The 12,151-nt window shown below is 52.4% G+C and carries 9 protein-coding genes; 2 read left to right on the top strand and 7 right to left on the bottom strand.

Features of this window, described 5'->3' with window-relative positions; genetic code table 11:
• Window positions 1–72: 72 nt before the first annotated feature.
• The 3 genes from ndk to yfhM all read right to left on the bottom strand — a co-directional run bounded on the left by ndk (window position 73) and on the right by yfhM (window position 7,924).
• Window positions 73–504: a nucleoside-diphosphate kinase gene (ndk, locus tag ESM_RS0114400; RefSeq protein ID WP_000963841.1), complete on the bottom strand. Its 432-nt coding sequence runs from the start codon at window positions 502–504 to the stop codon at window positions 73–75.
• 148 nt (window positions 505–652) lie between these two features.
• Window positions 653–2,965, bottom strand: a complete 2,313-nt coding sequence (gene pbpC, locus ESM_RS0114395) for a peptidoglycan glycosyltransferase PbpC (RefSeq protein ID WP_001137651.1) — start codon at window positions 2,963–2,965, stop codon at window positions 653–655.
• A complete protein-coding gene (gene yfhM, locus ESM_RS0114390) occupies window positions 2,966–7,924 on the bottom strand; it encodes an alpha2-macroglobulin (RefSeq protein WP_000736107.1) in 4,959 nt (1,652 codons plus the stop codon).
• 206 nt (window positions 7,925–8,130) lie between these two features.
• Here yfhM and sseA point away from each other — a divergent pair, with 206 nt between their 5' ends.
• Both sseA and timP read left to right on the top strand, forming a co-directional pair.
• Entirely contained in the window at window positions 8,131–8,976 is an 846-nt protein-coding gene (sseA, locus tag ESM_RS0114385; RefSeq protein ID WP_000108593.1) for a 3-mercaptopyruvate sulfurtransferase, read from the top strand.
• A gap of 143 nt (window positions 8,977–9,119) precedes the next feature.
• Entirely contained in the window at window positions 9,120–9,245 is a 126-nt protein-coding gene (gene timP / locus ESM_RS1000000129410; protein WP_242664687.1) for a small toxic inner membrane protein TimP, read from the top strand.
• 31 nt (window positions 9,246–9,276) lie between these two features.
• Here the strand turns inward: timP and sseB are convergent, their stop codons facing one another.
• From sseB to fdx, 4 genes are all read right to left on the bottom strand, one after another.
• Window positions 9,277–10,053 carry an enhanced serine sensitivity protein SseB gene (sseB, locus tag ESM_RS0114380; RefSeq protein ID WP_010378943.1) on the bottom strand — a complete coding sequence of 259 codons (777 nt, stop codon included), beginning with the start codon at window positions 10,051–10,053 and terminating at the stop codon, window positions 9,277–9,279.
• A gap of 207 nt (window positions 10,054–10,260) precedes the next feature.
• On the bottom strand, window positions 10,261–11,544 hold the full coding sequence (pepB, locus tag ESM_RS0114375; RefSeq protein WP_000133530.1) for an aminopeptidase PepB: 1,284 nt from the start codon (window positions 11,542–11,544) through the stop codon (window positions 10,261–10,263).
• A gap of 58 nt (window positions 11,545–11,602) precedes the next feature.
• Window positions 11,603–11,803 carry a Fe-S cluster assembly protein IscX gene (iscX, locus tag ESM_RS0114370; RefSeq protein WP_000523616.1) on the bottom strand — a complete coding sequence of 67 codons (201 nt, stop codon included), beginning with the start codon at window positions 11,801–11,803 and terminating at the stop codon, window positions 11,603–11,605.
• 11 nt (window positions 11,804–11,814) lie between these two features.
• Complete coding sequence (fdx, locus tag ESM_RS0114365; RefSeq protein WP_001124467.1) at window positions 11,815–12,150, bottom strand: ISC system 2Fe-2S type ferredoxin; 336 nt, start codon at window positions 12,148–12,150, stop codon at window positions 11,815–11,817.
• Between the last annotated feature and the right edge of the window lies 1 nt (window position 12,151).

The following is a 12,151-nucleotide window of genomic DNA, read 5'->3' as shown; positions in this document are numbered from 1 at the left end:
CGTCCGGGGGCGCTGCATTGTACAAATTCTGGCGCACGGATGCCACGTTTGCACGCGGCATTTACGAAATTATTAACGCGTGCGCGGACACACTTCGCCTTCACCGAAGAAATAAGCGATTTCGCGAGCGGCAGATTCTACGGAATCAGAACCGTGGGTGCCGTTTTCAGTCAGGCTGTCAGCGTAATCAGCACGCAGAGTACCCGCCAGCGCATTTGCCGGGTTGGTTGCGCCGAGCAGATCGCGGTGACGCTGAACCGCATTTTCGCCTTCCAGCACAGAAACCACGATCGGGCCAGAGGTCATGAACTCAACCAGACCATCAAAGAACGGTTTTCCATCGTGTTCAGCATAAAAACCACGAGCCTGTTCAACGGTCAGGTGCAGCATTTTAGTGCCGACAATTTTGAACCCTGCAGCTTCGAAGCGCGCAAAGATACTACCAATGACGTTTTTTGCTACCGCGTTCGGTTTGATGATGGAAAAAGTACGTTCAATAGCCATTTTTACCTCTGTAAATTGTTCTGTTGTTGTCTGTACCAGCGTACGAGATGGCGCGGATTATAATGAGCAACAAGGCCGTTGACTATTGATGAAGGTAACATTTTTTTAAAATAAACCGAGCTTAAGCAACAAACCGTCGTGAAACAGACTACTGCATGGAAAATCTCACCGTCGCTACTTGCCCCATTTCATCCATCACCAGTAATTGATAATCGCCTTTTTCACTCAAACGCAGCGTAACGTTACGCCCACGTTCAGTTAACGGCTCACCATTAAGAAACCACCAGCGTTCACCTGCGCCACCACTGGTTTGCACAGGCAAAGAAGCATCAGCAGCGCCAGGTAATCGCTTAATAATGGTGCCATCACGTACTCCTGTTAGTTGCAACGGGAGTTGGGCATCGCGACCGTATGGCGGGCACATTGTCGATGCCGGAGGCAAACGCACAGCCCGGCGTTCCGGAGCAGGCAGCCAGGGTTCCAGCGGTAGCGGCCAGACATTTATCATTTCTTGTCGCGCCTGTGGACAATCGGCGGCGACTCGTTTGCCATTTTCATCCAGCCAGATAGGGAAACGTATGCCATTAATCCCTTCCTGCTCCGGCAGTAACAGAGTTGGCGGCTGGCTTCCATCCAGTAACCAGGTTGCCAGGCGACGCCGACAGTTACTGTCACCTTCCGGCAAAGACTGCCCGCCCGGCCAGCAGATAACACCACGGCTTACAGAGTTCGGACGTGGGTCTTCTGGCAGATTTGCACTGCGCGACAGTAAGATATTATTGACCTGATTCAACAGCGGTACGGCGCTGGCAAAGCCAAACTGACCAACAACAGGCGTACCGTCCGGCCTGCCGGTCCAGATACCGATGATATAGCGAGCATTTATACCTATCGCCCATGCATCTCGATAGCCATAACTGGTGCCAGTTTTCCATGCCAGTGGTACGACGCGCGGCAAAGCGCCATCCGGCAAGGGTTGCGCTTCATCAGCCATGATCCGGCGGATGATCCACGCAGCCCCCGGCGACATTAAGGGGCGTTCAAGCAGGGGGTCGTCAGGCTGTAAGCGCAATTTACCTGCCTTACCGCGGCGAGCAAAAGCGGTATACGCTGCTGCCATATCTTCCAGTTTTGCACCTGCGCCACCGAGAATGAGCGACAGATTCGGCGCAGCACCGTTGGGCAGAAACAGCGGTAACCCGATGTTACGCAGCTTTGCCGCAAACCGTTTCGGACCATAGGCTTCCAGCACCTGCACGGCGGGTAAGTTCAGCGAGCGCACCAGCGCCTCGCTCATGCTGATCGGGCCATGAAATCCGCTATCAAAGTTACCTGGTCGATAATCGCCGGTGCGTCGGGGGACGTCCTGCAACAACGATGCCGGATGGATCAATCCCTCATCCAGCGCCAGACCATAGACAAACGGTTTAAGCACCGATCCCGGCGATCGGATCGCATTAACCATATCGACATGACCAAAGCGTGAATCATCATTGAGATCAACCGATCCTACCCAGCCGCGAACACGCATATCAGTATGATCAACCACGATCATCGCCAGTGAACTGCGCGGCGGCAATCGTCCTTTCCAGTTTAGCGCCAGTTCTTCCAGACGCCGCTGAAGGCCTGCATCCAGTGTAGTAACGATTTTGTCGCTTTTACTTTTACCGAGCATCATCCGCGAAAACAGCGGTGCCAGTTTTGGCATCTGTCTGGGTGCCAGCCAGACAGGTTCTTCGATTGACTCTTTTACCTGCTCACGGGACCATACACCTTGCACTGCCATCCGTTTGAGCACTTTATTACGCGCAGCCTCGGCACGCTCCGGCCAGCGATCCGGGCGCAGCCGACTGGGTGCTTGCGGTAATACCGCCAGCATTGCTGCCTCGGAATAGCTTAAATTTGCAGGCGATTTCCCAAGATAAGCCCAGCTTGCTGCCCCAACTCCCTGCAACGTACCGCCAAACGGGGCGCGATTAAGATACAAAGTCAGAATTTCACGTTTAGACAGATGCCACTCCAGTTGAAACGCGCGCCAGAGCTGACGAATTTTGCCGCCAAACGTTTTGGGGTGAGGATCAAGCAGACGCGCCACTTGCATGGTGAGCGTGCTACCGCCAGAGATAACCCGACCAGAAGTCAGATCCTGCCAGGCTGCGCGCGCCACCGAGAACGGGTTTACGCCCGGATGCTTCCAGAACCAGCGATCTTCGTAATTAATCAGTGCTTCAATATAACGTGGAGAAACATCTTCGATTGCTACCGGATAACGCCAGATACCATCTGCATCAGCAAAGCGCCACAGTGGCGTACCGTCCTGCGCCACAACCACGCGTGCGGGATTGACTTCATGTAGCGGCAGAGGCCAGAGTTTATCTGCTCCCCACGCCGCCAGAATGATGATAAAAGGCGCGGCTGCCAGCGTTATCCAGCAGCCGCGTTTTGTTAACAGACGAGGCATTTACGGTCTGACAATCAGCAAATCTTCAGTCGCACCCGTCGCCCGCCATTGGGGAACATACATCGATTCCACCATCGGCTGCGGCATCTGATACGTTCCCGGCGTTACCGCCCGCGCCAGATATACCAGCGTTACCGGTTGATATTCATCAACGGCAACCGCGGCTACAAAGCGATCGTCACGGAACTCAATGTGCTTAATGCTCGCTTGCTGCATTTGATTGAGCAAGTTTTGCACTTCGCCACCACTTTGTTCCAGACTGGCGCTGCCGTTCGCCAGGTTCTGGTTTTCCAGTTCCAGACCCGCTGGCAACAAATCAACCACCAGCGCATCCGGCACGCTGTTACTGGCTTTTACCTGCAACCAGACCAGCACCAGATCGCCACTACGCAACGAGTCCAGAGACTTGCTCTTACCATCAGTACCTAATATATGGCGCTCAATTTGCAGAACATTATTCGCTGGAAGCGGTGCAGACTGCGGATAACCGCTGGCATCCACACGCAGCCATAGCGGTTGGTCGCCACTGTTGGTTACCTGCAAAGTTGCAAGTTGATCGCTATTCAGATTGCTGTTTTGCGCTTTCTCGCCTGTCAGCGGTGCGGCAGAGAAAGACGTTTGCGCCTGCCATTTGCCCGGTAAATCCTGAATCGCACGGGCAGCCAGGAACAACGCGTTACTTTCCTGAGTTGATAGCCAACGTTCACCAAACGCCTGCTGCGAAAGCGTGTTCAATAAGGTGTTCTGATCATCTGGCAACAGTTTGTTCTCTTCCAGCAAGGAGAGCATCAACGCGTTGTCGCGCAGTGGGCTACCGTAATCGCCCAGCCATTTCCGCTCATCATTGCGCGGCGTTTTCAGCGCCAGTGCAATCGCTTCTTCACCACGCGTCGCATCGCCCATCGTTTTCAGCGCAACGCCAAGTTGCAACAGTGGCAAACCCGAAGCAGCATCTGCACGACGCTCCCAGATTTCACGCAGTGCACCCAGCGGTGCTTTTTGCTGCCGTGCCAGTACCAGCGCAGCATAAGACTGTATGGCAAACTTGCTGGCTTTGAGGTTATCCGCATACGGAATCGACATCATGCCCGGATCTTGTAAATAGCGCAGCAGACGCTCATTTCCCCGGTTAATGACTTCTGTCGGCACGCTGTAACCCTGCTCACCTGCGCGAACCAGAAAATCCATCACGTAGGCAGTCAGCCAGTACTCTTCGTCACCGTTTTTATCCCACAGCGCAAAGCCGCCGTTATCACGTTGCATTTGCAGCAAACGCGAAATGCCAATATCGACTGCCGCACGGCGTTTATCATCACTGTCGCCTTTGATACCCAATGCCTGTAGCTGGGCGGCATTGGTATAAAGTGACGGGAACAGGCCGCTGGTGGTTTGCTCCAGACATCCGTAAGGATACGCTTTTAACTCTTTAATATAACGAGCAATGTTCAGCGGTGGTTTGCCGCTCAACAACAACTGTCCTTCCAGCGTAACAGGCGAGAAGTTTTGCAATCCATCAGTTGGCATCGCCCATGTTTCACCAGGCTGCAACGCCGTACCATAATTGACCGTTTGTGCCGGGAATGCCGGACGGACGCCAATTTTCCACTGCTTATGCTGATCAGCAACGGTTTCACCCGGTAACACTAACCCGCTAATGGTGGCCCGAATTTCGCCATCGCCATAGCCCGTCAGTGCGCGTACCGGGATAAACAGCGTAGTTCGCACGCCTGGCGCTAATTCAACGCCTGCGGGCGAGTTACTCACCAGTTCAAGTAAACCGCTGGCGGTCAGAGCAACGTTCAGTTTTTGCGGTTTATCGGTAAGATTAGTGATATCCAGCGTCAGACGCGAGGTATCACCGCTGGCCATAAAGCGTGGCATATTCAGTTCCGCTATCACCGGTGCGGCAACAACCACTTTACTTTCGCTGCTGCCGAAGTCATCCGCTGTCCAGGCCTGCGCCATGACTCGTAGCTCACCATTAAAATCGCCAATGGGTAGCGTAACCGTGCCTTCCCCCTGTTCGTTGAGCGTTACCGGCTGTGCCTGTTGCGCAACAATATTGACGTGGTTCACGGGCGGTTTACCCCCGCGTTTCAGCTCATCGCCATCGCCACCAAAGCGCAGCGCTGCCAGACGTCCCTGACCTTCAATAACCTGACCGTAAATATCGTAAATATCAGCACCATAACGTTTCTGACCAAAGAATGCCTGCCACGGATCTGGTGTAACGTAATCAGTGATATTCAGCACACCACTATCAACGGCCGACACCAGCACATTCACCTGTTTTGGCATCTCACCATTTTTATTGCTGGCTTTGATTTTCACGGTTAATGGCTGATTGGGGCGCATTTTTGTTGGTGTTTCCAACGCCAGATCGAGGCGACGGTTTTCATCGCCAAGCGGCAAATGCAACACGCCAACCGCACGTTTTGGCGTCGCGGAACGAGATTTATCTCCCGGACGAACCACCAGCGTACTTAAATAGAGGTCATGTCGATTCCAGGTTTTATCGACCGGAATCATCAAATCCAGCCCTTGTGCCGGGACATCAATCTCTTGCCACCACAGCGGCCCTTCACTGGACTCGACCATCGCGTAGCCTTTACCCGCCGTTGGCGCAGCAATATGCAACTTGATCGTATCGCCAGGTCGATAACTGGCTTTATCCAGTTTCATCGTGACACGGTCTGGTCGTACCGCACCGCTACCGTCGCTATTATCCTGCCAGCTATATCCGGCCCAAAAACGCACGCTACTGACCGCTTCATTCGGCGCTTTGACTTCCAGACGATAAGCGCCCCACTCTACCGGGAAACTCACTTTGCCGGTTTCACCCGCTTGCAGATCCAGTGTTTGCTCATTTTCGATCAGATCTTTTTGATCAAACTGCGACCGCCAGCCTTCATCTTCCGACCAGTTCCAGTAGTAATCACGACGTTCACGAATCAGTCTCACCTGCAAGCCCGACACGGCTTTTTTCACGCCCTGTGCATCGCTATAAACGATATCAAAAGCAGCGTTACTGTCTTCATCAACAATGGGCTGTTTTACCGTGCTGTCAGTGCGGTAATCGTAAACCGATTTTGACGAGAACTGCGGGCGGATCCCTGGCAACGCATCCGCAGGCCAGATAGCCTGTTCAACACGGCGCGTCACCGGGCGGCCGCCGGATTCCAGTAAACTCCCCTGGAAAATAACCTGCAATGGAGAATGTGTTTCTTTCCACTGACTTTCTGTAGAAACTTCGCCGCGCCCTTTATCATCCAGCGTCAACTGGACTTCATCCAATGATCGGGAAAGGTTTTCGGCAGCAATATCACCAAATTCGAAACCGGGTAATGCAGCAACCGCTTCACGCAGTGGCCGCAGGAAAAGCTGCCCCTGCAAGGTATTACCGTTAGCAGGCGCTCCGTACAGGTAGTAACCCACCACAGAGAATTTCACCTCATCTTTCGGCGTTAACGGCGTTTTCTCGCCACTCAGATTCAGCGCCATACGCTCAGGCATGAAATCTTCGACGTGGAAATCCCACATTCGATACTGGTTATCGCCCGTGTTAGCGCGGATATGCCACATGCCTGTTGGCGCACTGCTATCGAGTGGCCAGGTAAAGTGATAGAGGCCATTTTGCGGCTGACTAACGACGCTCCTAAGAACCTGCCCGTCGGGTTTAATCACGTCCAGTTTGACAGGTTGATCCGGTAACATTTTACCGTCCGCATCCCGCAATAACCCATTGAGAATTACCGTTTCGCCAGGGCGATAAAGATCGCGCGGGCCAAACATAAAGAACTGCTTGCTGTAGCCTGGCGCGCCTGCAATGTTAAATTCCGCTAAGTCCAGCGCCGGAAGTTTTAAATCAAGCAACGTTGTCTGACCGTCTTTACGCGCCAGCAGCAGTGCCGCGTTTTTGTCATTTTCCAGTTGCACATGGCCCTGTGCATCACTGGTCGCCTGAGTCAGCGTCTGCCCTTCCTCATTTAATAACGAGACTTCAATTCCTTGCTGAGCCGCGCCGTTTTCCAGGCTTTGGGTAAAGATATCCAGACGATTGTGATAACGGTGGGCCGATACGCCAATATCACTTAACGTAAACAACGTAGCCGGATTACTGTAATCGTAACGTCCGGCCTGATTCATCACCGCCAGATACACGCCCGCCTGCTGAAGCGGCTTGATATCGCCCAGCGGCAGCAATAATTTTTCACGGGTGTTACGCGCAGGATTGAGATCAAAACGCCCGGTGTAGACCAAATCAGCCATCTGCAATAGTTTGTCCGATTGCCAGTTCGCCAGCGAATTGCGGTATTCCCACTGGCTAATGAAAGCAGGCAGAGATTCAGGCTTCACACGGAAGAAGTTAACATCGACATTATTAACGTTGAGCGCCATTACCGGCAGCCCTTCAACGACTTTCCCGGGCAGCAGCGAACCACGGCTGGCAAAACCGACGCTGGGTTGGATATCGCGGGTAGAAATCGTTTTTTCGTAATCTTTATTGAAGGTTGCGTTATTGAGAGCTTTGACCTCCTTGCCAATAGTGACGATCAAATCACGTTTAGGTTCAAGGTGGCGCAAGCGTAGCTCTTTGAGATTATCTGATAGCTCCCAGGCACCATCCACTTTGCCGCTCTTTTTATCGACGACATGGATAACACGCGAGAAATCCTGATCCGGGTCGAGGGGGATGGAGAAAGTCAGCACCAGCGTGGCTGCGCCATCGAGTTGTACTTCAGAGAGATCCAGCAATGTCAGTGCTTTACCGGCACTCTGTTGTGCCAGTTTTTGTCGCTCCACCGCGGAGGTTTTTGCAGAATTCGTATTTCCCGACGATGTGTCTTTAGCAACTTCTGAGGACGCGTCTTTTTTCACCTCTATTGGCGCGTTATCGTTGTTGTCGCACCCTGCCAGCGCCAGCATTAACATGCAGGCGGCTATGCGTAACTTTTTCATCTCTCATCCCTGCCACAATGGCCCGTTAGCAACATCGAATAATTATTATGCGTGAGAAATGACGTTATGTAATTCACTATCACGCCTACAGAATCCGAATTTTAGTGAGAAATGTGGCTCAGACAGCCAAATCAGTCTCTTTTGCTTGTCGCTTTTCGGCAAACATCCGACAATTTAGCTTAACCCCGGCAAAAATGGAGATGCCTATGTCCACGACATGGTTTGTAGGAGCCGACTGGCTCGCTGAACATATAGATGATCCGGAAATTCAGATTATTGATGCCCGTATGGCACCGCCCGGACAGGAAGATCGTGACATTGCCCAGGAATATCTCAATGGACATATCCCCGGCGCAGTATTTTTCGATATCGAAGCACTTTCCGATCACACTTCCCCGCTTCCGCACATGCTGCCACGCCCGGAAACATTCGCAGTGGCAATGCGTGAACTGGGCGTTAATCAGGACAAACATCTGATTGTCTATGATGAAGGTAACCTTTTCTCTGCACCGCGCGCATGGTGGATGCTGCGCACTTTTGGCGTGGAGAAAGTGTCGATTCTGGGCGGTGGACTGGCGGGCTGGCAGCGCGATGGTCTTCTGTTAGAAGAGGGCGCGGTGGTATTGCCGGAAGGGGAGTTTAACACCGCGTTTAACCTGGAAGCCGTGGTGAAAGTGACCGATGTGTTATTGGCAAGCCATGAAAAAACGGCGCAAATTATTGATGCCCGACCGGCAGCGCGTTTTAATGCTGAAGTTGATGAACCTCGCCCAGGTTTACGTCGTGGGCATATTCCCGGCGCGCTGAATGTTCCGTGGACGGAGTTGGTGCGCGAAGGCGAACTGAAGACGACCGATGAACTGGATACAATATTTTTTGGACGCGGCGTCAGCTATGACAAACCAATTATTGTCAGTTGCGGTTCTGGCGTAACGGCAGCCGTCGTGTTGCTGGCACTCGCTACGCTGGATGTACCAAACATAAAACTGTACGACGGTGCATGGAGTGAATGGGGGGCACGGGCAGATTTGCCGGTCGAGCCAGTGATATAAGCTTTTTATTGCTGGTCTGGTTCGCGGCCTTTCCAGCAGATTGACTTGTGTTGCATAAGCAACGCAGGTGCTTCACAGCGCTTGCTATCGCGGCAATATCGCCAGTGGTGCTGTCGTGATGCGGTCTTCGCATGGATCGCACAATGAAGATACGGTGCTTTTGTATCGTACTTATTGTTTCTGGTGCGCTGTTTTCCCAGGTAAATAATAACCGGAGTTTCTCTGGTAATAATTTACTGGTGGCTAACAACCTTCAGTGCAGCAAGTAAGCCCGAATGCCGCCCTTTGGGGCGGCATATTTTATATTATCCGATTCTGTTTAAAATCACGCAGGAATCCACCCCAGCGACGTTCATAGAATGGCGCAATATGTTCGGTAATAAAGTGGCTAATTCCTTTTTCCCCTTTTTTCACCTGACAAATATCGATAGGTTCATCGCCCGGTAACGTATCGGTCGCCACGCTTCCCGCCGCCTGAATAATTTCTTCGATATCGCCATCTGCTTCAATACCAATAAGCAAATTAGGTTGTGCCTCTTCGCTTTCTTTAATTGAACAAATAAAAGCGCGCTTCACCGGCTTAATGGTTTTAAATAAGGTGGTGAGCGAATCAATCATTTGTGCTGGCGGCTCTGCGACTTCCGATAATATCAGCGACTCGCCACCTTCCAGCACTTCCTGACTGCTCAGTGGGTTTCCCTCTTCACCGATCAGCAAACTGATTTCACGCGGCATAAACTCTTTGCCGGTGGGCAGTTTTGCATTAAGGAAGAGCGTTTCACCAAGGGTCATCTCAAACAGCGTGCGAACGGGCATCACGACAAATGCTTGTTCGTCTTCAACCGCCTGTTGAAGTGCTTCTAACGAGGTGAAAAAAGGAATGACGCTGGTGCCATCTTCTTTTTCCCAGTGCTGTAAATCAAGTGCACTATCTTCAGCTACTGCCTCGCCCTGCGCCGCTGTACCCGGCACCCAGACAGTGGATTCCAGTAGAGTACGGAAAAAGGCCGGACGGTGTGCCGGTTCGGTTGCTGCTTTTTCCAGCAGGTCTTCAAGTTCATTTTTTGTTTCGGACATAAGAACCACAATTCATTCAACGTTCTGGGCGTAAGTGCCTGATGCGCTACGCTTATCAGGCCTACAAGTGAATCGCAATTTGTTGAATTTGCAATACTTTGTAGGCTGGATAAGGCGTTTACGCCGCATCCAGCATGAACAAATGCACTTTGCCAACGGTCTGATAAAAAAACCGGATGTGGCTTGAACCGCATCCGGCATAAAAGATTACGCAGTTAACAGATTGGCAATCGTGCGCACACCCAGCCCGGTCGCGCCCGCAGACCACTGCTCAACCGGCGCTTTACGGTAAGTCGCTGAGCAGTCAATGTGCAGCCAACCTTGCTGATAGTTCTCAACAAAGTGCGACAGGAAGCCCGCAGCCGTACTCGCCCCTGCCGGATAAGCCGCGCTTCCGGTATTGTTAAGTTCGGCAAAGTTTGACGGTAACTGGTTACGATGGAACTCCGCCAGTGGCAGACGCCAGAATGGTTCATTCTCCTGCGCGGCACTCGTCAGCAAACGCCCTGCCAGCGCATCGTCAAAACTGAACAGTGCGTGATAATCATTACCCAGCGCGGTTTTCGCCGCTCCGGTCAGGGTCGCAGCATCAATAATCAGTTCCGGTTTCTGCGCGCTGGCATCAATCAGGCCATCTGCCAGCACCAGTCGCCCTTCCGCATCGGTGTTCATCACTTCGACTTTTTTACCGTTGCGATAGGTGATGATATCGCCCAGTTTGAACGCGTTGCCGCTGATCAGGTTATCCGCACAGCAGAGGAACAGTTTCACGCGTTTATTCAGACCGCGCGTAATAGCAAATGCCAGCGCTCCGGTAACCGTTGCAGCACCGCCCATATCGGACTTCATCGAGTCCATAAACGCGGTCTGTTTGATACTGTAACCGCCGGAATCAAAGGTGATGCCTTTGCCTACCAGGCAAGCGTATACCGGCGCTTCTTTATCGCCCGTTGGGTTATAGTCCAGCGCCAGCAATACCGGGGAACGTTCTGATCCGCGTCCAACGGTGTGCAGCCCCATATAACCCTGCTCGCGCAGATCTTCGCCTTTAGTGATCCGGTAAGTCACACGATCGCCCGCAACGTTGCTGATCAGATCAACAGCACGCTGCGCCAGTTGTGATGGCCCCAGTTCTTCAGCCGGTGCGTTGATGGTGTCACGCACCCAGTCGATGATCATCAGGCGGTTATCCAGTTCCTGGCGTTGTGCATCGTCCAACTCCGGCCACTCGACTTTACGCGTACCTTTAGGCGCTTTGTAACCCTGCCAGAACGCCCAGCAACGATCCACATCCCAGCCTTCACCGCTTAACTGAACATGCTTAATGCCCAGACCGTCAATCTTGCGCGCCGCACGCTGGATCAGCCCCAAATCGTCAGCCCCGGTCAGGTGCAGGGTAATGCCATCATTATTAATGCTGTAAGTCGCTTTTTCTCCCCAACGCGCATCAGCAGGTTGGGAAGAAAGGGTAATTTTCATCGCTTCTGTCATTTTAGTTATCCTTATTTGTTTAACAGCAAAACGGGCTACCCCCAGGCAGCCCGTTTATTCACTCAGCTTCGTCCAGCCAGACTAACAAAATCGCTTCGAGGATTTTCTCGTTAGATGCCTGCGGGTCGTCGTCGAAATCTTCCAGATCGCAAATCCACTGATGCATATCGGTGAATCGAACCGTTTTCGGGTCGAGATCGGGATACGCATCGTACAGTGCTTCGCCAATTTCGCGGCTATCGGTCCACTTAAGTCCCATACTAACCTCTGTTAATGCTCACGCGCATGGTTGATAGTGTAACGCGGAATTTCGACCACTAAATCTTCATCGGTGACGCGCGCCTGGCAGCTTAAACGGCTTTCCGGCTCCAGCCCCCAGGCTTTGTCCAGCATGTCGTCTTCCTGCTCAGAGCTTTCCGGCAACGAGTCAAAACCTTCACGAACGATACAGTGGCAGGTGGTGCAAGCGCAGGATTTTTCACAGGCGTGTTCAATCTCGATGCCGTTACGCAGCGCAGCGTCGAGAATGGTTTCACCGCTCTTAGCTTCCAGAACAGCACCATCAGGGCAGAGATCCTGATGAGGCAAAATAACAATCTTTGGCATA

This window comes from Escherichia sp. TW09308 (assembly GCF_000208565.1).
GTDB classification, from domain to species: Bacteria; Pseudomonadota; Gammaproteobacteria; order Enterobacterales; family Enterobacteriaceae; genus Escherichia; species Escherichia marmotae.
The sequence above is the reverse complement of the archived record's forward strand: the minus strand, read 5'-3'. Positions and strand labels throughout refer to the sequence as shown.

Excerpts from the sequence above, each read along its gene's own strand:
- ndk (WP_000963841.1), bottom strand. The coding sequence starts at position 504 with ATGGCTATTGAACGTACTTTTTCCATCATCAAACCGAACGCGGTAGCA.
- pbpC (WP_001137651.1), bottom strand. The coding sequence starts at position 2,965 with ATGCCTCGTCTGTTAACAAAACGCGGCTGCTGGATAACGCTGGCAGCC.
- yfhM (WP_000736107.1), bottom strand. The coding sequence starts at position 7,924 with ATGAAAAAGTTACGCATAGCCGCCTGCATGTTAATGCTGGCGCTGGCA.
- sseA (WP_000108593.1), top strand. The coding sequence starts at position 8,131 with ATGTCCACGACATGGTTTGTAGGAGCCGACTGGCTCGCTGAACATATA.
- timP (WP_242664687.1), top strand. The coding sequence starts at position 9,120 with ATGAAGATACGGTGCTTTTGTATCGTACTTATTGTTTCTGGTGCGCTG.
- sseB (WP_010378943.1), bottom strand. The coding sequence starts at position 10,053 with ATGTCCGAAACAAAAAATGAACTTGAAGACCTGCTGGAAAAAGCAGCA.
- pepB (WP_000133530.1), bottom strand. The coding sequence starts at position 11,544 with ATGACAGAAGCGATGAAAATTACCCTTTCTTCCCAACCTGCTGATGCG.
- iscX (WP_000523616.1), bottom strand. The coding sequence starts at position 11,803 with ATGGGACTTAAGTGGACCGATAGCCGCGAAATTGGCGAAGCACTGTAC.
- fdx (WP_001124467.1), bottom strand. The coding sequence starts at position 12,150 with ATGCCAAAGATTGTTATTTTGCCTCATCAGGATCTCTGCCCTGATGGT.